General features: G+C 59.8%; 18 protein-coding genes and 2 pseudogenes. 18 read left to right on the forward strand and 2 right to left on the reverse strand.

The window, feature by feature from the left end; all coding sequences use genetic code 11:
• Positions 1–100 precede the first annotated feature (100 nt).
• From ACR3EQ_RS20005 to ACR3EQ_RS20085, 17 genes and pseudogenes are all read left to right on the forward strand, one after another.
• Positions 101–462 (forward strand): annotated as a pseudogene (locus ACR3EQ_RS20005) (3-methylcrotonyl-CoA carboxylase); the annotation flags it as partial.
• Between the two features lie 81 nt (positions 463–543).
• Positions 544–1,194 (forward strand): acyl-CoA carboxylase biotin carboxyl carrier protein subunit, encoded by a 651-nt coding sequence (locus tag ACR3EQ_RS20010; RefSeq protein ID WP_480492402.1) that lies wholly within the window; start codon positions 544–546, stop codon positions 1,192–1,194.
• On the forward strand, positions 1,187–2,005 hold the full coding sequence (locus tag ACR3EQ_RS20015) for a TIGR03084 family metal-binding protein (RefSeq protein WP_170614053.1): 819 nt from the start codon (positions 1,187–1,189) through the stop codon (positions 2,003–2,005). Before ACR3EQ_RS20010 ends, ACR3EQ_RS20015 begins: the two co-directional genes overlap by 8 nt.
• Positions 2,006–2,527: 522 nt before the next feature.
• Positions 2,528–2,752 (forward strand): aldehyde dehydrogenase family protein, encoded by a 225-nt coding sequence (locus tag ACR3EQ_RS20020; protein WP_480491828.1) that lies wholly within the window; start codon positions 2,528–2,530, stop codon positions 2,750–2,752.
• Positions 2,746–4,045, forward strand: a pseudogene (locus ACR3EQ_RS20025) (aldehyde dehydrogenase family protein). Before ACR3EQ_RS20020 ends, ACR3EQ_RS20025 begins: the two are co-directional and overlap by 7 nt.
• Before the next feature lies 1 nt (position 4,046).
• A complete protein-coding gene (locus ACR3EQ_RS20030) occupies positions 4,047–5,432 on the forward strand; it encodes a Rieske 2Fe-2S domain-containing protein (protein WP_480491830.1) in 1,386 nt (461 codons plus the stop codon).
• Between the two features lie 37 nt (positions 5,433–5,469).
• Positions 5,470–6,111 (forward strand): hypothetical protein, encoded by a 642-nt coding sequence (locus tag ACR3EQ_RS20035; RefSeq protein ID WP_480491832.1) that lies wholly within the window; start codon positions 5,470–5,472, stop codon positions 6,109–6,111.
• Positions 6,098–6,724: a hypothetical protein gene (locus ACR3EQ_RS20040; RefSeq protein WP_480491834.1), complete on the forward strand. Its 627-nt coding sequence runs from the start codon at positions 6,098–6,100 to the stop codon at positions 6,722–6,724. The genes ACR3EQ_RS20035 and ACR3EQ_RS20040 overlap by 14 nt, the downstream gene beginning before the upstream one ends.
• Complete coding sequence (locus ACR3EQ_RS20045) at positions 6,721–7,593, forward strand: YlbE family protein (RefSeq protein WP_480491835.1); 873 nt, start codon at positions 6,721–6,723, stop codon at positions 7,591–7,593. The genes ACR3EQ_RS20040 and ACR3EQ_RS20045 overlap by 4 nt, the downstream gene beginning before the upstream one ends.
• Positions 7,553–7,912: a hypothetical protein gene (locus ACR3EQ_RS20050; RefSeq protein ID WP_480491837.1), complete on the forward strand. Its 360-nt coding sequence runs from the start codon at positions 7,553–7,555 to the stop codon at positions 7,910–7,912. Before ACR3EQ_RS20045 ends, ACR3EQ_RS20050 begins: the two co-directional genes overlap by 41 nt.
• Positions 7,909–8,631, forward strand: coding sequence for an amidase (locus ACR3EQ_RS20055; protein ID WP_480491839.1), 723 nt, complete (start codon positions 7,909–7,911; stop codon positions 8,629–8,631). Before ACR3EQ_RS20050 ends, ACR3EQ_RS20055 begins: the two co-directional genes overlap by 4 nt.
• Entirely contained in the window at positions 8,583–9,197 is a 615-nt protein-coding gene (locus ACR3EQ_RS20060) for an amidase family protein (protein ID WP_480491841.1), read from the forward strand. The genes ACR3EQ_RS20055 and ACR3EQ_RS20060 overlap by 49 nt, the downstream gene beginning before the upstream one ends.
• Positions 9,198–9,533: 336 nt before the next feature.
• Entirely contained in the window at positions 9,534–10,400 is an 867-nt protein-coding gene (locus ACR3EQ_RS20065; RefSeq protein WP_480491843.1) for a hydantoinase/oxoprolinase N-terminal domain-containing protein, read from the forward strand.
• Positions 10,318–11,628 carry a hydantoinase/oxoprolinase family protein gene (locus ACR3EQ_RS20070; RefSeq protein WP_480492404.1) on the forward strand — a complete coding sequence of 437 codons (1,311 nt, stop codon included), beginning with the start codon at positions 10,318–10,320 and terminating at the stop codon, positions 11,626–11,628. The genes ACR3EQ_RS20065 and ACR3EQ_RS20070 overlap by 83 nt, the downstream gene beginning before the upstream one ends.
• Positions 11,625–13,280 (forward strand): hydantoinase B/oxoprolinase family protein, encoded by a 1,656-nt coding sequence (locus ACR3EQ_RS20075; RefSeq protein ID WP_480491845.1) that lies wholly within the window; start codon positions 11,625–11,627, stop codon positions 13,278–13,280. The genes ACR3EQ_RS20070 and ACR3EQ_RS20075 overlap by 4 nt, the downstream gene beginning before the upstream one ends.
• Complete coding sequence (locus ACR3EQ_RS20080) at positions 13,277–14,344, forward strand: pyridoxal phosphate-dependent aminotransferase (RefSeq protein ID WP_480491847.1); 1,068 nt, start codon at positions 13,277–13,279, stop codon at positions 14,342–14,344. Before ACR3EQ_RS20075 ends, ACR3EQ_RS20080 begins: the two co-directional genes overlap by 4 nt.
• A complete protein-coding gene (locus tag ACR3EQ_RS20085; RefSeq protein ID WP_480491849.1) occupies positions 14,341–15,081 on the forward strand; it encodes a maleate cis-trans isomerase family protein in 741 nt (246 codons plus the stop codon). The genes ACR3EQ_RS20080 and ACR3EQ_RS20085 overlap by 4 nt, the downstream gene beginning before the upstream one ends.
• Here the strand turns inward: ACR3EQ_RS20085 and ACR3EQ_RS20090 are convergent.
• Positions 15,042–16,448, reverse strand: a complete 1,407-nt coding sequence (locus ACR3EQ_RS20090) for an MmgE/PrpD family protein (RefSeq protein ID WP_480491850.1) — start codon at positions 16,446–16,448, stop codon at positions 15,042–15,044. The two genes, ACR3EQ_RS20085 and ACR3EQ_RS20090, sit on opposite strands and share 40 nt — an antisense overlap.
• Positions 16,449–16,665: 217 nt before the next feature.
• Between ACR3EQ_RS20090 and ACR3EQ_RS20095 the strand changes: the two genes are divergently transcribed.
• Positions 16,666–17,553, forward strand: coding sequence for a LysR substrate-binding domain-containing protein (locus tag ACR3EQ_RS20095; protein WP_170614063.1), 888 nt, complete (start codon positions 16,666–16,668; stop codon positions 17,551–17,553).
• 22 nt (positions 17,554–17,575) lie between these two features.
• Here ACR3EQ_RS20095 and ACR3EQ_RS20100 read toward each other — a convergent pair whose 3' ends face one another.
• Entirely contained in the window at positions 17,576–20,020 is a 2,445-nt protein-coding gene (locus ACR3EQ_RS20100) for a GcvT family protein (RefSeq protein ID WP_480491852.1), read from the reverse strand.
• Between the last annotated feature and the right edge of the window lie 89 nt (positions 20,021–20,109).

Below are 20,109 nucleotides of genomic sequence, written 5' to 3' on the forward strand. Positions count from 1 at the left end.
ATCTGGGCGCGGGCACGGTGGAGTTCCTGTTGGACACCTCGGGCAAGTTCTATTTCCGGAAATGAATACCCGCCTTCAGGTGGAACATCCGGTGACCGAGATGATCACCGGTCTCGATCTGGTGGCGCTGCAAATCAGCATCGCACAGGGCGAACCCCTGCCGTTGGTCCAGGATGATGTGCAGTTGAATGGCCATGCGATCGAGGCGCGTCTTTATGCCGAAGACCCGGCGCAGGACTTCCTGCCGATGACGGGTCATGTGGACCTTTGGCAACCCCATCGCGGCGAAGGCATCAGGATCGACAGCGGCATCCAGACCGGTAGCGTCGTCTCGCCCTATTATGACCCGATGATCGCCAAGGTCATCGCCTGGGGCCGGACCGTGAAACCGCCACCGCGAGGCTGAGCGCGGCACTGGCCAAAACACGACTATTCGGCATCAAGACCAACAAGGGCTTCCTGTCGGCAATTCTAGACAAGGAAACCTTCGCCAAGGGCCAAGCTACCACTGCCTTCATCGCCGAGGAGTTCGGCGCAGAAGAAATGACGCCACCGGTGTTGTCCGAAACCGAAGCAATGATTGCGGCCGTTCTGCAGTACGACGACTCGCGCCACCGGAGTATGGCGGCCACGCTGGGTATCAACCCGGAACTGGCCAACTTCAGCTCAACTGGGCATCTGGAAACCGACTATCGTTATGTCAACGAAGGCAAGACCCGCGACGTAACGGTGACCGCCACTGAAAGCCGCTATCACGTGACCTGTGGTAAAACCCACGCCGCTATCACCATCGAGCGTCAAGAAGGCACCGAAGCCCGCTTGCGGGTGAACGGACGCATTGTCCCGGTCGGTATGCTTGTCACCGAACGTGGCCATATTCATCTGGACCATCAGGGCCGTACGTTCGCCCTGCGCAACGAGCTCGAATTTCCGGCTTTGGCCGAGGAGGCACGCGGCGGAGGCCGTGTGGCGGCACCGATGCATGGTGCTCTGCTGGAAATCAATGTGGTCGTGGGCGACACCGTCGCCAAGGGCGATCGTTTGGCGGTTCTGGAAGCGATGAAAATGCAGCACGCGATCGAAGCGGAAATCGACGGTACCGTGACCGAAGTTCAGGCCAGTGCCGGAGGACAGATTGCCGCCGATGAGGTGATCCTGATCATTGAACCCGCCGAGGAGGGAGAAGATGTTTGATCAACCGCAGGCCGTTCAGGTCGAGAGTCAGTCGCTTTACGATCTTCTGAAGGACCGGAGCGAGGAAGATCTGGCCCGCGCCACCCTGTTCAAGGGTTGGACCGCCAACCGGATCCTGGGCCATCTGCATGTCTGGAACATCGGTGCAGACCTGTCGCTGAGCAAACCCGAGGCTTTCGCGCCTTTCAACACTGACGCCATCGCCCACTTCAGCAGCGGTGATCTTGCCGGGTTTGAGGCGAAATACCTCGAGGGCTTATCGGGGCACGCGTTGCTGGATGAATGGATGTTCTACACCACTGGTATGTGCGACCGCTTTGCGCAGGCCGATCCCAAGGCTCGGGTGCCGTGGGTCGGGCCGGATATGTCCGTGCGATCGTCCATTTCTGCCCGGCTGATGGAAACCTGGTCGCACGCGCAGGCGCTTTACGATCTGTTCGGTGTCGCGCGGCAGGATCACGACTACATCAAGAATATCGTCGTTCTGGGTGTGAACACTTTTGGCTGGACCTACAAGAACCGCAGCTTGGATTTGCCCGGTACGATGCCCTATCTAAACCTGACCGCCCCTTCCGGTGAAGTCTGGGAATGGGGGGAACCCAATGAGGCCGGGCGGATCGAGGGCCGCGCCACAGAGTTTTGCCAGGTCGTCACCCAAACCCGTAATATCGCCGACACCGCCCTGCAAGTGACCGGCCCGGTTGCCACGGAATGGATGGGCATGGCGCAGTGTTTTGCGGGCCCCCCCGAAGTGCCCCCGGCCCCCGGCCAGCGCCATATGGCCCGAGGTCGTAAGAACACGTCTGGGTAAACCCCCCAAAAGTCGCCAGGTATGGCCGCGAACGTTTGGTGCGATCAGGCGACGCGCGACAGCATCTGGTGTCGGCCACGACCCTGATCGCAGACGGTATCCAACCTGTTGGTGTTTAGGTTCGAAAAACTAGCGTCCGGCACTTATTTCATTGGCTGCGAGCGGCCAATCGCCGAGCCTAATAACGAACACTACTCTATTGAGGCCAGCTAAAATCTCGGGCCGCACGGCGCCTCAATTGGCCGCAGAACGGGTCTTTTCCTGCTGGGGGCTACCCTGCGTCGCATGCTCTTGCCGTTCATTTTCTAGATTACACCATCACAAAGTAAGTAAGTTTTTGCTTTTCGATTTCAAAAATATTATGAATTGAAGCTGAATAGGATCCGCCTGCAATGAGTTCATGCATTTCAACCAACGGCCATCAAATCCCGAGAATGTGTGCAGCGAGCCTGATCCGTCTTGGCAACAGGTGCACAATCTCAAGTCTGCGGAAACCTGAAATGGCGGCTCGGGAGTTGGTAAATGGGCGATAGCGGCTTGAAAACATACGGCCCTTTCATCTCGGGTTCATTCCTGAACTGGCATGGTGAGACATTGCCGAGTGTTGACCCTGCGACGGGTCAGGAATGGTGTCGGTTTGCGTGTTGCGGGTCTGACGAGGTTGATCAGGCTGTTCGTGATGCGGACAAGGCGTTTCGAACCGGGCCTGGGCCAATGCAACATCTTCGCAGCGCGCGGATATCCTAGATGGTCTAGCGGATGGGCTGCAGAGTCGCTGGGAAGAGCTTGTCGAGCCCGAAATCCGTGACAACGGCAAACGCATCGCCGAAGTCCGTGGACAGTTTTCCGGCTTGCACGGCTGGTACAGGTATTTTGCCGATCAGGCACGCCAGCTTTCGCCCGCGCCGCAATCGAACGGGGTGTCTGGTGTGGAAAGCACCGGCCATTGGATGCCTTACGGGGTGGTCGCCGCGATCACACCGTGGAATTCACCGCTGATGATCTTGGCGTGGAAACTGGCCCCGCACTAGCCGCAGGGAATACGGTGGTGGTGAAACCATCCGAGATGGCGTCGGCCTCGACGCTGGAATTTGCGCGACTGGCGTGTGAATGCGGCTTGCCTTCTGGTGTATTGAACGTCGTGACAGGTCACGGGCATGAGGCTGGTGAGGCGCTGGTGCGCCACCCGCTGACCCGCAAAGTGACCTTCACCGGCTCTGATATCGGCGGGCGCAAGGTTGCCGAGGCGGCAGCGGCCGGAGTTGTTCCAACGACCCTGGAACTGGGTGGCAAGTCCCCGCAGGTCGTGTTTGCCGATGTCGACCTGGAAAATGCGGTCAACGGCGTCATGTCGGGAATCTTTCTGTCGAATGGTCAGACCTGTGTCGCCGGGTCCCGTCTGATTCTGGAGGAAACGGTTACCGCCGCCTTTACCAATCGCCTTCTGGAACGCGCCCGCATCCTTCGGCCTGGTGACCCGATGAAAACAGAGACGCAGATCGGACCGTTGGCGAACGAACCGCATTGGACCAAGGTTGCGGCCATGATCCGGCAGGCGAAGGCCGATGGCGCGATTTGCCTTCTTGATGGTACCGAGACAGGGGCCGGGTATCCCGGTTTTTATATCGGACCAACGATTTTCGCCGAAGTGACACCGGACATGCAGCTCTGGCGTGAGGAGGTTTTGGTCCGGTCCTTGCGATCACCACCTTCGCAACTGAAGACGAGGCCATCGAATTGGCCAACGACACCGACTACGGCCTGGCGGGCGGAGTCTGGACCTCTGATCCGGACAAGGGCGCGCGCGTTGCCGGCGCCATTCATGCAGGCACGGTTTACATCAACCATTATCGAAGCGTCGATCCGGTAAGTCCCATCGGCGGGTTCAAACTGTCGGGATATGGCCGGGAATTGGGGCCGGATGCCGTCAAGGACTTCCTGCAAAGCAAATCGATCTGGACCGGATCTTCCCCGGTTCCCGACCCCTTCCCGGAACCGACGGAAACAACCCTTTGTGACCCGGAAAGTATGGAGCAATGACATGAGCAATCCAGCCGACGACACCTTGTTCGCAGTTCCCGAGGGTGATTTCCGAGGTCATGACCAGCAACAGGTATGGTCACTTGAGCATGATCCGGAACTGACCGAAGTCGGCCCCGGCACACCTTGCGGCGAGTATCTGCGGCGGTTCTGGATGCCGGTCGCGATGACGGATCAGATTGGCGATCTGCCCTATCGACTGCGCATACTGGGCGAAGTTCTTGTCCTGTTCCGGGAAAAGAAGGAAGGCAAGCTGGGCCTGACTCATCTGCACTGCTGCCACCGCAACATGAGCCTGGAATTCGGTATCGTCGAAGAGGGTGGAATCCGATGTTCCTATCATGGCTGGAAATACGGTCTGGATGGCACGGTTCTGGAAACGCCCTGCGAACCCCCTGCCAGCCAGGTCAGGAAAAAGGCCTGTCTGGGGGCTTATCCGGTGATCGAATACAAGGGGCTTGCCTTTGCTTATCTGGGTCCAAAGAACGAAATGCCGCCATTCCCAGTCATGGACACGTTCGATGATGAAGGAGACGAGCTTGTTCCCTATCTGATCAAATCTCCGTGCAACTGGCTCCAGGTGATGGAGAATGCTTGGGATCCGTTCCATGTCGTGTACCTGCACACGCTGGCCGCCCGCGTGCAGTTCACCGAAGCGTTCGCGCATATGCCGATGATTGAGTTTCACGACTGCGCCACCGGTGATTTCTATACCAACGTGCGCCGGGACGGGGACTATATCTGGGTGCGCGTGCACGACCACATGCTGCCCAGTTTCACTCAGAATGGCGGGCATTTTCCGGTGCCGGACCGGTCGCGCTATTTCGGTCGCGGCGGGCTGACGCGCTGGATCACACCGATTGACGACACCAATACGATGGTCATCGCCTGGCGGCACTTTCGCGCCCCCGAGTTCAATGATGACCCGCGAGGGCTGACCAATCGTGACGAGGTCGGGTTCGGCAAGACGGATTTCTACGGACAGGGTCCCGACCGCCCATATGAAACGCGCCAACGCGATCCAGGCGACTACGACGCCTGGGTCAGTCAGGGCCCGATCAATATCCATGCCCGCGAAAACCTGTCGTTTACCGACCGTGGGGTCGCCAAGGCGCGGCGGATGGTACGCAATGCGATCCGGGCGCTGCAAAAAGGCGAGCGCCCCGCACAGCCGACCGACCATTTCACCGGCAGGGTGATCCCAACCTACGCCGGTGACACGGTGTTGAAGATCCCGCAGCAGGAAGGCCGCGACGACGGTGCCCTGCAGAAAGAAGTCAGCTTCAAGGTCGCCGAAATCCTGAAATCGGGCGATCACCTGACCGGCAAACAGAGACGCGACTTTATCGTGAAGGAACTGAAGGTTTACGAATCTGGCTGGACTTGACGGTTAAGGGCAAGGCGACAGGAAAAGGGGATTGGACATGACGCGCATACCGCACAATCCGGGGCAGGTCGAGTGGTCGGGGGAAAACCCGGGCATCTACCTGAAGCGGGATCCGGGTAAGGAGAGCTTTGACACTCTGGCGCTTTTCTTCCGCGTGGTTGTATCGCCGTACGGACGGGGTCATGCGGCCATCGTGCTAGGTGCGCCGGATGACGCACTCGGCTGGCCTAGGGTGCCCAACCTGATCATGACAGATAATCAGCGTATGATGCGTTGGATCGTTGATGGCTGGGTGACGAAAATGCCGACATTCGTAGGCAAGGCCGGGCTGTCCGCGATGACATGGCTGGACTGTGACAGCGTTGAAAAACGTCCCGGAGACCTGAAATCCCGGTATTCGGAGACCCTGCGCGGGTCTGGCGTGACACTCGAGATGATCTGGCGGGATATGGGCCCGCCGCTGCCGGTCGAGGTGACCAAAGAGAACTCGGCGACCAAGGAACACGAGATGTATTCCGTTTTCCTTGAGGCGGGCAAGGCGGAGATCAAGATCAACGGCACAACCCTGCCCGGCCAAGTGGCGGAACGTCAGTTCTTTGGCCGCAGGATGAGCACCGCCTTTCTGGCCTTTTCAGAAACCGGGTCACGCCGCAGGAGGATGCCTGATGCCACTGAATGAACCGATCACACCGGGCGTGGTTGACTGGACCGGGGAAAATCCCGGAATCCTGTTGAAAGATGACGACGGGAAATTTAGCGCGATGGCCCTGTTTTTCCGTGTTGCCTGGTCGCCTGTGGGACAGGGGCAGGTTCTGCTGCTGTACGGCACCCCGTCTCAGGTCGAAGGCACTTCGGATGCGCCGAATGTCATCCTCAGCGACAATCCCGATCTGACCGCTTTTCTGAAAAAGAACTTCATCAGCAAACTTGCAGCCTTTGCCAACGCGCCAGCTTTTGAAACCCTTCCGGAAATCGGCGCGCAGGTGGTTCGCAGCTCGGGTGACCCGATGAGCCATCGTTACTCTGAAACCATCGTGGGCGGAACCCTGACGGTTGAACTGGTCTGGGAGAAGCTTGAACCACCCCGCGCATTGGAGTTGTCCCCGCATGAGGTGGCATCGGGTGAACAGAACATGTTCTCGCTTCTGATCCCGGCGAAATTCGCGCAGATCATTGTAAATGGGCGTGCATTGCCGGGAAAATTGGGGACACGGGTTCAGGCCGGGTTCGAGACTACGACCGCGTTCCTCTATTTTTCGGAAACCTGGATCATCCCGCCGGAGGTCTCATGACTCAGCACCCCGCCGACCAGCTGGCGTTTGACCGGGCGATGGTGACGCAACCGGTCTGGAACCGTTTCAACACGGCCTCCGAAGCAGTCGGGTTGGCCGAAAACGTGTTGTTGCATGCTGGTCCGGCGTTCTCTGCGCCGGAACAAATCACTGTACCGATCCTGAATTCCGCCTGTGTCGCGGCAGTCTGGGAAGGGTTGGCCCGGGATTTCGATCAGGCCGAAGCGATGATCATGGCACAGGAAATCCTGTTGCAACCAGCGCAAGACCATGACGTGGTCACACCACTGGCTGCCGTTGTCTCCGCAAATATGCCCCTTCACACGATTTACGATGCGTGGCGGGGACAGACGCGGGTATTCACCCCGATCAACGGTGGCGCGCGCCCGTCCATGCGGCTGGGTCTCCGATCCCAGGCAGTGCTGGATCATATCCGCTGGCTGAACACGCGATTTCTGGACATCCTGCAAAACGGCATCGCCGAGGGCATTGCACTTGTGCCTCTGGCGGTCATTGGTCTGGTGGGTGGTGATGATTGTCACGGGCGAACCCCCGTCAGCACGGCTGCCCTTGTCGAGGAGTTGAAAGACCGCGGTCCGAAGGGCATTGATGACGCGGATGCGCTGGAATTCATGGCGACCTCACCGTCCTTGTTTCTGAACCTTTGGATGGCCGCAACCAAGATCATGATGAAGCTGGCCGAAGGGGTCGAAGGGTCCAGTTTTGTGACCGCGGCCGGCGGAAACGGGCGCGACGTCGGCATACAGGTATCTGGCCTGCCCGGGCGTTGGTTCACCATTCCGGCCGCTCCGCCATCAGGTAAGTTCGATGTCGATCTACCGGCCGAGCGTGCCCGGCGCCATCGGTGACAGCGCTGTGGTCGACGCGTTTGGGCTGGGCGCCATGGCCATCGAACACAGCCCTGAGCAGTTAAAGGGTTTGGGTGCCTTTTTGCCTGGCGATGCCAGGACCCGTACATCCGGCTTGTCCGTGGGCGCGCACCCGTATTTCAATGCTTTTGATATCCGTCTGGGCTCGACCGCCAGAGGGGCGGTTGCGCAAGGGGCAGGTCCGGTGGTCAGCCTTGGCATTCTGGATCGGCTGGGACAGGCTGGGCGCTTAGGCGGTGGGATTTATGACATGCCGGTCGATCCTTTTGCGGCTGCCTTGCGGGCGCTGTCTTCATGACAGAACTGAATGAGCTTGGGGCGTTTGAGCTTGCCGCGCTGATCCGGGCGGGCCAAGCCAAACCGTCCGAAGTAATGGCCGCCCATTTGCATCGCATGGCACGCAGAGAGCCTGAAATTGGCGCCTTCGAATACCTCGATGCTGAGCATGCCATGGAGCGGGCGATCCGAGCCGACGCTCTGCCTGTCAACGGGCCGCTGTTTGGGGTGCCTTTCGCGATTAAAGACATCATTGATACCGAAGACATGCCAACAGGATGGGGCAGTGACTTGTTTGCCGGGCGGCAGCCAACGCGTAATGCGGCCTGCGTTCAGACATTGATAGATGCGGGCGCGATTGCAGTCGGCAAGACGGTGACGACTGAGTTCGCCTATTTTCGCCCGGGCAAGACGGCAAACCCCCACAACACCTTGCATACACCCGGCGGATCTTCGTCAGGCTCAGCCGCAGCGGTGGCCGACTTCATGGTGCCGCTGGCCTTTGGTTCGCAAACGGCGGCTTCCCTGATCCGGCCAGCGGCCTATTGCGGGGTATATGGGTTTCGGCCAACTATCGGTGGCTATCCGCTGGACGGAGTCATGGGTTTGTCGCAAAGCCTGGATACCCTGGGCGTGCTGGCCCGAAACCCCGTGATCTTTTGTTGGCGGATTCTGTCTTGCGGGGAACCCATGTGCCGCCGCCGCCAGACTTCCAAGACAACCTGCCGCGTATCGGGCTGATGCGTGGCCCACACTGGATGGATGGCACGGTCGAAATGCGCGATACATGTACTCGTGCGCTGGCTGCAATTGCGGCGGCCGGAGCCGACACAGCAGAGGTCGCCTGCCCGCAGGTGTTTTCCGGACTTTCCGACGCCCAAAACACCGTCATGAGTTATGAGGCCGCCCGGTTGCGCGCTGTCGAATACAGCGCGGGCGAGTCCGCGATCAGCCCGCAATTCCATTCGCTGATCGAGAACGGCCTTGGGGTGCGTGATACGGACTACCGGCAGGCGCTGACAATCCGCGACAGCGCGTCTGTCGTTCTGAACCAGTTGTTCCGGGATATTGATGCCTTGCTGGTGCCATCGGCTCCGGGACCTGCACCTAAGGGGTTGGAAGCCACCGGCGATCCACTGTTTTCCCGAATGTGGAACCTGTTGCAGGTCCCGTCCTGCGCCGTACCGTTCGGGGCTGATCCAAGCGGCCTGCCGTTGGGATTTCAGTTGATCGCACCATGCGGTGCCGACGCGCGGTTGTTGGGCATTGCGCAATGGGTTCATGATATTCTGCAGGCTGAGCCATAAAATAATGGGCACGAATCCCGGTCCAAGTGGCGTGTAGGTTGCTGGCTATTTGGTTTTCAGTAGTCCTTTGCTGGGGCCACGGGGTCCGCTTCAAAACAAAATTCTGTCGCACGACTATCGGCCGAGCGAGCAAGTGCATGTCGCTAACGAGAACTTCTGTCGCAAATCGGCTTGTCGAAGCATTGGCGCGACGGCAAGATCAATCGCATGAGAGCGAGTCACATCTTGAACCCTCTGGACCGTCGCGCGACCGGTTGCGATCTGGTCGCGTCAGCCTGAAGCGCGGGCATCTGCCCGGGCTCATCTGCGCTGTGACGATCATATCCGGAAAACTTCATGACATTTCAAAGACTGCGTCTGGCCATCGATATTGGCGGCACATTTACCGATACGGTTCTGGTATCCGGTGAAGAGACGATACTGGCTTCGACAAAAACGCTGACCACGCACCAGAACCCGGCAGATGGCGCGATGGAGGGCGCGGTGCGCGTAATGGCACAGTCCGGGCACGACCTGAATGAAGTAACAGGGTTCATTCACGGGACCACCCTTGCAACCAATGCACTGATTGAGCGGCGCGGCGCTGTTGTGGCGACGGTGACGACCGAAGGGTTCCGGGACATCCTTGAGATCGCGTACGAGCGGCGGTACTCGCAATATGACATCAATCTGGAAAAGCCCGATCTGCTGGTGCCGCGCGAACGGGCGCTGACCGTTCGTGAAAGGATGGCGGCGGATGGCAGTGTGCTGATCCCTCTGGAGGATGACGCGATTGATGCATTGTTGGCCGATCTAGACGCCAGCGGTGCCGAGGCGGTCGCGATCTGCCTGATGCATGCTTATGCCAATCCCGACCATGAGCGGCGCCTGCGCGATGCGCTAGCCGAGAAACGCCCCGGTCTGACGGTTTCGATCTCGTCCGATGTCAGCCCCGAGGCGCGTGAATTCGACCGTCTCTGCACCACGGTTGCCAATGCATATATCCAGCCGCTGATGGAAAGCTATCTAAGGCGGTTCGTCGCCCGGTTCGAGGCCGAAGGCGTGACCTGCCCGATCCTGATGATGACTGCAGGGGGGCATGTGCACGGTACGAACCGCCGCCCGGTTTCCGATCCGACTGGTGGAAAGCGGACCAGCGGGCGGTGCCATCCTTGCCGCGCGCATCGCGGCGCGGGCTGGGATTTGCGATGTTCTGTCCTTTGATGTGGGCGGCACAACCGCCAAGCTGTGCCTGATTGATAACGCCCGGCCCCAAACCTCACGCCAGTTCGAAATCGCGCGCGCAGCACGGTTCATCAAGGGATCGGGTATGCCCGTGCGCATTCCGGTGATCGAAATGATCGAGATTGGCGCGGGCGGTGGTTCTATCGCCGGTGTCGATCGTCTGGGTCGGTTAACCGTTGGCCCGAAATCAGCAGGGTCGGAACCCGGTCCCGTAGCGTTTGGTCGGGGCGGCACAGAACCAACCGTAACCGACAGTGATATCACGCTGGGTTACATCGTGCCGGACACCTTTGCAGAAGGATATATCCAGCTCGATCCCGAAGCCTCAAAAGAGGCCCTGACCCGTGTGATCGGATCACGCCTGGACACTGATGCGACGGGATCGGCCGATGGGGTCAGCCGGATCGTCGATGAAAGCATGGCCAGCGCTGGCCGGATGCATGCCGTGGAATCGGGCAAAGACCTCGGTTCTCGCACCATGATCGCCTTTGGTGGTAACGGGCCGCTGCACGCCAGCCGTGTGGCGCGTTCGGCCGGGGTCAGCCGGATCGTGATCCCGCCCAATCCGGGCGTCGGCTCGGCGGTGGGTTTCCTGTTCGCACCAGTCAGTTTCGAAATCGTGCGCTCGCGTTATTCGCTGCTGGAAACGCTGGATTTTGATGGGATCAACACCCTGTTCGCCTACATGATTGCCGAGGCCAGCGGCGTTGTTGCACAAGGTGCAGGCGATGCGCTTACCGAGACGCAACGCACTGCCTTTATGCGCTACAACGGTCAGGGTCACGAGATCGAGATTCCCCTGCCCGACCGTGCCTTAACGGCGGATGATATCAGCCCGCTGATAACGGCGTTCGAAACGGAATACCGCAAGCAGTTCTCGCGCCCGGTGCCGGGGATGCAGATCGAGATTCTGAACTGGGCCGTGCGCGTTGCCACGCCGGATGCCGAGTTGCCGGATATTCCGACAACACCTGATCTGACCACGATCACACCTTCCGAGACGCGCCCCATCACCTGTGATGTTGACGGACAGAAAAAGCAGGCAAGCTTTGTCCCCCGCGACAGCCTGAGACCCGGCGACCGGATACATGGCCCGGCACTGATCATCGAACCGCAGACCACAACATTGGTCTCGGCTGATTTCTCGGCGCATGTGGACGCCATTGGAAACCTTGTCCTGATCCAGGACCAAAAAGGAGGCGCATGATGACTGCCGATCATTCTCCCGCCCGCCTGCAAGTGATGTGGAACCGTCTGCTGGCAGTGGTCGAGGAACAGGGCCAGACCCTGATCCGTGCAGCGTTCTCACCTATAGTACGGGAATGCGGCGACATTTCTGCCGGGATATTCGACGTTCATGGCCGGATGTTGGCGCAGGCCGTCACCGGCACACCGGGCCATATCAACACCATGGCCGAAGCGGTGATGCATCTGCGCGAACGTTTCCCGGTGCAGAATATGAAGCCCGGCGACATCTATATGACCAATGATCCCTGGCTCGCCTCGGGGCATCTGAACGATTTTCTGCTGATGATGCCTGCGTTCAAGAACGGCAAGGTCCTGGGCTTTACCTCGTGCACCTCGCATCTGGTCGATCTGGGTGGCCTCGGCATGGGGCCAGAGGGTTCGGACATCTATGACGAAGGTCTGCTGATCCCGCCCTGCAAACTGGTCGAAGAAGGCGTGCCGAACGCGCTGCTGCTCGACATCGTCCGCGCCAACAGCCGCGAGCCAATTGCAAATGAGGGTGACATCTACGCGCTGATCGCCTGCTGCGAGGCGGGTGTGACCCGGTTGGTCGACATGATGGACGAGTTCGGCATCGACGATCTGGACAGGCTGGGAAGCTACATCATCGACACCTCGCGCCGCGGTACGCTTGAGGCGATCGCCGAAGTGCCGGAAGGCGTCTACAGGAACGCGTTGAAGATGGACGGCTATGAGAACGAACTGGAACTGCACGCGACACTGACCGTAAGCAAATCGGGCATGCATGTTGATTTCACCGGCACCTCGGGTTGTTCGCGCAAGGGTATCAACGTGCCGCTCAACTATGCCACCGCCTATACAGTGTTCGCACTGCGTTGCATCGTCGGCTCTGACATCCCCAACAATGCCGGGTCGTTGGAACCGTTCACCGTGGACGGACCAAAGGGCTGTATCCTGAATGCACAGCGCCCGGTGCCGGTCGCCATGCGGCATACGCTGGGACAGGTGACGCCTGATCTGGTGCTGGGGTGTCTGCATCAGGCGCTTCCCACTGCAGTGCCGGCCGAAGGTGCCTCGTGCATGTTCGACCTGCCAATGCGCCATGCCCCCGAAGTGGCCCGTGACGGTGGGCGCGAGTTTGCGGTTGAACCGGTACATAATGGCGGCACCGGCGCTCGGCCACACGCGGATGGCCTGTCGGCCACTGCTTACCCTTCGGGCGTATTCGGATCACAGGTCGAGATCACTGAAAGCGTGGCGCCCGTCACCATCTGGCGGCGCGAACTTCGCCCCGATTCCGGCGGCGCAGGCACGTATCGCGGCGGATTGGGTCAACGGATCGAGATGACCTCGGCCAACGGTGCACCCTTCATCGTATTCCTCTCGGTCGAACGGCTGAAGTTCCCCGCCCTGGGGCGTATGGGCGGACGGCCAGGCGCACCCGGGCGCATCCGTTTCCGCGACGGAGAAGGCGACATTCCCGGCAAGGGCGAGTTGCGGGTCGAAGGCGGCGACTATCTGATTTTCGAAACCCCCGGCGGAGGTGGTTTCGGAGATCCCTCCAAACGCGACGCACAGGCACTTGCGCTGGATCTGAAACGCGGCCTGATCAGCGAGGACGGCGCCAAATCCTACGGCGTTGTGTCATGATCCGCCCGGTTTCCCATGTCGGCGCGATGGCGGCGTATGCGCTGGCCGATCTCGGCGGCGCGGACACCATCTCGCTGGCCCAGAACGAAAGTGCCTTTCCTGCAAGCCCCGCTGCCATCGCGGCGGGACAGGCTGCAATGAGTGATTTGCCACTCTACCCCGATCCGGAGTGGCCGGAACTGCGCGCCGCTATTGCCGATGTGCATCGGCTGGATCCGGCGCGAGTGTTATGCGGTGCCGGCTCGATGGAACTGATTGGTTGCCTGATCCGGGCCTATGCCGGACCTGGCGATCGGGTTCTCGGTACGGACTATGGATATGCGTTCGTCTCGTCCGCTGCGGCGCAGGTGCAGGCTGATTATGTCAAGGCCCGCGAAATTGACCTGACTGTATCCGTTGACGACATTCTGGCTGCGATGTCGTCCAAGACGCGGATCGTTTTTGTCTGCAACCCCGGCAACCCGACGGGCACCTTGATTCCGAACTCCGAGATCCTGCGCCTGCGGGACGGGTTGCCCGCAGATGTTCTGCTGGTCGTGGATCAGGCCTATGCCGAGTTCTCTGACGAAACCAATGACCCCGCCGGGATTTTTGCCCTGACTGACAGGGGCGATACCGTGGTCATGCGGACGTTTTCCAAGGTTTATGGTCTTGCGGGTGCTCGGGTGGGCTGGGGGTATTTCCCGCCGGCGATTGCGACTGAGATACGAAAGCTTCTGAATCCCAACAATATCTCGATCGCCTCGCAAGCCGCCGCAACCGCCGCGATGCGCGATCAGGCGCATATGCGGGACGTGATTGCCCGAACCGCCGGCATTCGCGACCGCTTCGCCGATCAATGCCGCGCCATGGGCCTGCGCGTCCCCGAAAGCCACACCAACTTCGTCCTGCTGCGTTTTGCCTCGGCCGAAGAAGCACAGCGTGCTGATGCGGCGCTGCGTGCTGAAAATCTGTTGATGCGCGGAATGGGCGGCTATGGGCTGAGCGACTGCCTGCGCGCCACCATATGCGAGGCACCGGTCATGGATCGATGCCTGGCGGTGCTAAAAAAGGTGATATCATGATTTGCGAAACGCGAAGACGAGCCAAAATCGGCGTCCTTGTGCCCTTCACCAATACCAATCTGGAGCCGGATATGGAATTGATGCGCCCGCCGGACACCACCGTCCATTTCCAGCGCATGGGTGGGTACGACGTGGACGAGATTCCGGGATCGGACCAGATGGCAGGACTTGGCGCCTCCGATATCAGTCACGACCTGCGAATGATCGCGGGCGTTCGGCCGGACGTGGTATTATACGGTTGCACTTCTGCCACGCTGACTCATGGCCCGTCATTTGACGCGGATCTTGCGCGGCAGATCAAATCCGGTTCGGGCGCGCTTTCTCTGACCGCCGCAGGGTCACTGATTGCGGCGATTACAGCGCTGGGAGCTGCCAAAGTCGGGTTTTCCTCGCCCTACCTGGGGGAAATCAATGCACAGGCGATTGATTTCATGTCTCAAAACGGCATCGAAACCGTTCGTTGCGCTGACATAGGCAGCGAACTGGGAAATTTTGGTCAGGGTGAACTGACTCCGGATGAGGTTTTTGATCTGGCCTGTCAGGCCGATCATCCCGACGCGCAGGCAATTGTTCTCAGCTGCACGGACATGCGATCCGTGGAAGCAATTGACCGGATCGAAGAAAAGCTGGGCAAACCAGTGGTGACGTCCAATCAGGCGATGATGTTCTGCCTTATGCGGGCCCTGAATCTTCCGCGTCACGATGCGTTGCCAGGCCAGTTGTTCGAGTGGCTTTGATCTTCGCCCGTATTCAAGTGCTGTTGGCAGCGTCGTAGATCAGTGCGCCAAGGTCCGAGAACTTTGATCCGGCTTGGTTGAGCCCGAGAACCGCGTCCCGAATGGCGACGGCCCGTTCTGTACCCAGCGACGGGCTGGCGAATTCCATGAACTTTCCGACAACCTCGTCCTGATCCATCGGTGCTTCGGGGCCGCCGCGCGTGTACGTCACCCGAGTTCAGCACCTGTCCGTCGGTCAGAGTTATGCTGACATCGGCAGTGCGGCTTTGCGGGAAGCGGTCAGAGTGGCGTGCGGTTTCCGCAACCGTGATGCGCTCGACAATGCTGGCCACCAGCGGGTCGGACAGACCTGCGCCGGTGATGTGCTCGACACCGATCCGGCCATGTGCCGCCATTGTGGCGACCGCAAAAGGCAGCGAGTATTGCGCCTTGGACGTATCATCCGGCATGCCCCGGAACAGGCAGGCGCTTTCCTTGAAGGTGTTCACGTGGATGGCCGCGATATCCTGATGGCTCAGGTTGTTTTCGCGCATCAATGCGCGGGTTGCGTCAATGGCAGCGTGAGCCCAGCGGCAAATCGGATAGGGTTTCACATACTGATGTTCCATCTGCCAGAACTGGCCCAGGTCCTGCCAATGCGCGGCGGCCTCTTTCGCCTCAATGGTGATGGCAGGCGCACCGGTAAAGCCCTTTTCTGCCAGAACCGCCGAGGAAATACCCACCAAAGCCCCCCAGCCCGAGCCGTCGTGCAACATGGTCGGGTTAGCGATCTCTCGCATCATCTGACTGCGCGGACCGTGATATTCGGCGATGCCCATTGCCTGCCGCATCTGTTCAGCGCTCAGGCCGCGAAGACGGGCTGCAACCGCCACCACGCCTAGTGCGTTCCAGGCGCCCGACGTATGATAGTCGCTGACCGTATCATGCAGAGCAATCCCGGCCCGTCCGGCAACTTCATACCCAATCGTCACGGCGGCCAGCGCTTGAGGCCCCGAGAAATCGGGCACCGTTTCCGCCAGTGCCGCCAGGGCGGGAACCACGACGACCCCGATATGGCCCTTTGTCGGGTTATACCCGTCATGACCGTCCAGATTGTCTGTTTGGGTCGCGGCTGCGTAAGCGGCTCCGGCCACGCTGACCCTGCGGCCATCGAACAACATGCGTGCGCTCAGCCCCTGTTCACCGGCACCGTATAGGGCTGCCGCGCAGTCTCTTGCGATTTGCCCGGCCTTCATGGGGCCAGCGCCGATGGCGATGCCCAAAGTGTCGAGCAGCATCAGAGCCGCCGCATTGAGAGTGGAGTCCGGAATGTCCTGCGGTTGGCGCCCCAGTGTGAAATCGGCAACGGCTTGAAAGGTGTCTGTCACGGTGTCCTGCGGGCGTTTTCTTTTGACTTCCCGAAAATTCTAGCAGGGTTTACGATTGGCAGAACGAAAACTATCGGGGGCATTGGCCCTTGATTTTTTGCGACACTTTCCAATCTTTGCGGGACCAAAAAGGACCGTTCAGGCGTCGCTGACGGACAAGAAGGTGCACAGTATGCGCTTCACTTTGGTTCTGCGTCCCATCTGAGATACCGTTGCCATGATGAATCTGCCCCACCTCACCTTCCTGCGCTCGTTCGAGGCGGCAGCGCGCCATCTGAGCTTTACCAGCGCGGCGCAGGAACTGAACTGCACGCAGTCGGCGGTCAGCAACCACGTGCGCTCGCTTGAGGAATTTTTGCATCGTCCGCTTTTTGTTCGCCATGCCCGGTCATTGACCCTGACAGATGTGGGTGAGGCCTATCTGCCATCCGTGCGCCATGCCCTGAACGAAATCGACGTGGCCACGCAATCCGTCATTCTGAACACGCACAAGCGGCGGGTCGTGGTGTCCTGCCCTGTCAGCCTGGCGGAAAACTGGTTGCCGGATGTAATCCGGGGCTTCAACGCCGTGCATCCGGATATCGATCTGACGGTCCATGGCACCGTCTGGACAGATGTCGGCGCAAATGTTTCTGATATTTCTCTGACGATCAATCATGCTGAAGACGTGGCGGAAGGTGCCAGATGTCTTTGGGTTGAAAAGCTGGCCGTGGTCTGTGCTCCTGATTTTTTGGTCGATGGAAGACCCCTGACCGTCCCCGCCCAATTGCAGGATGCGTCACTGATCCACATTCTGGGTCGCCCCGCCTATTGGGAGCGTATTGCGCAGCATTTCGGATTATCGGATCTGAACCAAAAGGACGGCTTGCGCACCAATATTTCGAACCTGGCAATGGAGATGGCGGTCAAGTCTCTGGGGTGCATAGCACTACCCCGTTCGCTTGCGCGACCCTATGTCGACAGGGGATTTTTGGTTGAACCCTTTAGCTTTGAGCTGGAAAGCCCATGGGCTTATTTCATACAGCTCAAAGAAAAATCGGCCTCGCCTCCGGTCAGGCTATTTCAGGACTGGCTTTTGAAGGCTGCCGCTGAATTGAATACCTGACCGGAACAAGCTGCACTGTTTGTTATGCGCCGACTTCTTCCACAACCGGGGCCGTGTCGCGTAGGCGGTGCCCTGCGGGGTCAAAGGGCGGCTCAGCCAGGATTTTGGCCTTGTGCGGTTTCCCAAGAATGAAGACATCGACCGTATCGCCGGGCTTGGCGACAGCGGGGTTGGCATAGCCGATGGCAAGGGATTTGCCGACTGAATAGCCGTAAGCGCCCGAGGTCACGCGACCGACTGGCGTGCCGTCCGGGGTAAAGATCGGCTCGCCGCCTGTCGCATCGGCATCGGTTACGTCGACCTCGAAGATCGACAGAATTTCGCGGGCGGCGTTATCCTTGATGGCCAGATAGGCGTCCTTGTGCAGGAAATCCTTGTCCAGCTTGATCAGGCCCGCCAGCCCGACCTCCTGCGGCCAATATTCCTGTGAATACTCGCGACCCCACGAGCCATAGCCCTTCTCGATCCGCAACGACCCAAGCGCACGGCCGCCCACCGGGCCGCCATTGCAATCCTTCGCCGCCTCAAGCAGCGCAGAGTAGAGCCTGATCTGGTCCTCTTCGGCGCAGTGCAACTCCCACCCCAGGTCACCGGTAAAGCTGACACGGATCGCGAGGCAGGACACGCCTGCCACCTCGATCGTGGCCGATCGCATGAAACGGAAGGACTCGTTCGACAGGTCCGCATTGGTCAACCGCTGCAGAAGGTCACGCGATTTGGGCCCTGCGACGTTGAAACCCGCGATCCGGTCTGTCGCCACCTCGAACGTGGTGCTCTCGGGCAGGTCGATCATGTTGAAGAAGCGCTGATGATAGCGTTCAGCCATGCCCGAGCCGATCATCATGTAATCGTCGTCAGCCACCTTGGTGATGGTAAAGTCTCCGGCCACACCGCCACGCACCGAGATCAGTGGTGTCAGGCAGGACCGGCCAACCTGGGTCGGCACCCGGTTGGCGACCAGCTTGTCCAGCCACGCATGGGCGCCTGGTCCCTTGATCACGTAGTTTGCAAAGTTCGAGATGTCGATGACCCCAACGCTCTCGCGCAGCATCTTCACCTCGCGGCCCACCGGTTCCCACCAGTTCTGTCGTGTGAAACCGTTGGCTTCGACCGCCCCGGGCTGATCTGCAAACCAAAGCGGGTGTTCCCAGCCGCAGTTCAGGCCAAAGACACAACCCATGTCCTTTTGCATCTCATAGGCCGGGCGCACGCGGGCCGGTCGCCCGGCACTGCGTTCCTCGTTCGGGAAATGGATGGCGAAGCGGTGGGTATATTGGTCCTCGACCCGCGCCTTGGTGAATTTCTTGTCCGCCCAGTCGCCGAACCGGGCCAGATCCCAGGCAAACATGTCGTATTGCGGCTCTCCCTCGATCATCCACTGAGCCGCAAGCAAGCCCAGACCGCCCGATTGCGAGAAGCCGGGGATAATGCCGGTGCAGCAGAAATAGTTCCGCAGCTCCGGGACCGGCCCCCAGATCGCGTTGCTGTCCGGGGACCAGATCATCGGTCCATTGATCACCCGCTTGACCCCGGCCGTGGCGGCCACCGGCACACGCTCGGTGGCGCGGATCACATTCTCCATGATCCGGTCCAGGTCATCGGGGAACAGGTCATGGGCAAAGTCCAGCGGCGTACCGTTTTCTGCCCAGAACTTCATGTCTTTTTCATAAGCTCCGATCAGCAGGCCGTTGCCTTCCTGGCGGAAGTAGTATTCGCCATCCCGGTCGGCGATCGAGGGCAGACGTCGGCCCAGGCTCGCGACCTCGCTAATCGCCTCGGTCACGAAATACTGGTGTTCGGTCGGCTGCAATGGCAGCTCGATCCCCGCCAACGCCGCGACTTCGCGTCCCCAGAGGCCCCCGGCATTGACCACCCATTGAGTATGGATGTCGCCTTTTTCGGTGCGCACGATCCACGAACCGTCGGGCTGTTGTTCCGTCCCGATGACCGGGCAAAACCGCTCGATCGATGCGCCCATTGCGCGGGCCCCTGCGGCATAGGCGTGGGTCACACCCGAAGGGTCAACATTGCCGCCGTCGGGTTCGTACATGATGCAACGGATGTCATCGAACTGCGCCAGTGGGTGCAACTCCTTGGCCTGCTCGCGGCTGATTTCGTGAAAGTTCAGCCCGTAGAACCGCGCTTTGGCCTCCTGCAGACGCAACTGGTGTTCACGGTTCTCGGTCTGCGCCAGATACAGCGAGCCCGGTTGGAACACGCCGCAACCCTGTCCAGTTTCCTTTTCCAGCTCTTTATACAGGTTCATTGTATAATGCTGGATGCGGGTGACGTTGTTGTTATCGTGCAGCCCGTGAATATTTGCCGCCGCATGCCAGGTCGATCCGCTGGTCAGTTCGTCCCGTTCCAGCAGGACAACGTCCCTCCAGCCCAGCTTGGCCAGGTGATACAGGATAGAGCAACCAACAAGGCCGCCTCCGATCACTACAGCCTGCGCGTGCGTCTTCATCGGTGTTCCTTCTCGAAATCAAAGACGTCAGATATTCTGAGTCATCATGGTTTTGGTCATCCGACCATTTCTCGTTCGTCGGATAACGG

The organism is Ruegeria sp. AN11 (assembly GCF_056536005.1).

Coding starts and splice junctions, on each gene's coding strand:
- ACR3EQ_RS20010 (WP_480492402.1), top strand. CDS start 544: ATGACGCCACCGGTGTTGTCCGAAACCGAAGCAATGATTGCGGCCGTT.
- ACR3EQ_RS20015 (WP_170614053.1), top strand. CDS start 1,187: ATGTTTGATCAACCGCAGGCCGTTCAGGTCGAGAGTCAGTCGCTTTAC.
- ACR3EQ_RS20020 (WP_480491828.1), top strand. CDS start 2,528: ATGGGCGATAGCGGCTTGAAAACATACGGCCCTTTCATCTCGGGTTCA.
- ACR3EQ_RS20030 (WP_480491830.1), top strand. CDS start 4,047: ATGAGCAATCCAGCCGACGACACCTTGTTCGCAGTTCCCGAGGGTGAT.
- ACR3EQ_RS20035 (WP_480491832.1), top strand. CDS start 5,470: ATGACGCGCATACCGCACAATCCGGGGCAGGTCGAGTGGTCGGGGGAA.
- ACR3EQ_RS20040 (WP_480491834.1), top strand. CDS start 6,098: ATGCCACTGAATGAACCGATCACACCGGGCGTGGTTGACTGGACCGGG.
- ACR3EQ_RS20045 (WP_480491835.1), top strand. CDS start 6,721: ATGACTCAGCACCCCGCCGACCAGCTGGCGTTTGACCGGGCGATGGTG.
- ACR3EQ_RS20050 (WP_480491837.1), top strand. CDS start 7,553: ATGTCGATCTACCGGCCGAGCGTGCCCGGCGCCATCGGTGACAGCGCT.
- ACR3EQ_RS20055 (WP_480491839.1), top strand. CDS start 7,909: ATGACAGAACTGAATGAGCTTGGGGCGTTTGAGCTTGCCGCGCTGATC.
- ACR3EQ_RS20065 (WP_480491843.1), top strand. CDS start 9,534: ATGACATTTCAAAGACTGCGTCTGGCCATCGATATTGGCGGCACATTT.
- ACR3EQ_RS20075 (WP_480491845.1), top strand. CDS start 11,625: ATGATGACTGCCGATCATTCTCCCGCCCGCCTGCAAGTGATGTGGAAC.
- ACR3EQ_RS20080 (WP_480491847.1), top strand. CDS start 13,277: ATGATCCGCCCGGTTTCCCATGTCGGCGCGATGGCGGCGTATGCGCTG.
- ACR3EQ_RS20085 (WP_480491849.1), top strand. CDS start 14,341: ATGATTTGCGAAACGCGAAGACGAGCCAAAATCGGCGTCCTTGTGCCC.
- ACR3EQ_RS20095 (WP_170614063.1), top strand. CDS start 16,666: ATGATGAATCTGCCCCACCTCACCTTCCTGCGCTCGTTCGAGGCGGCA.
- ACR3EQ_RS20100 (WP_480491852.1), bottom strand. CDS start 20,020: ATGAAGACGCACGCGCAGGCTGTAGTGATCGGAGGCGGCCTTGTTGGT.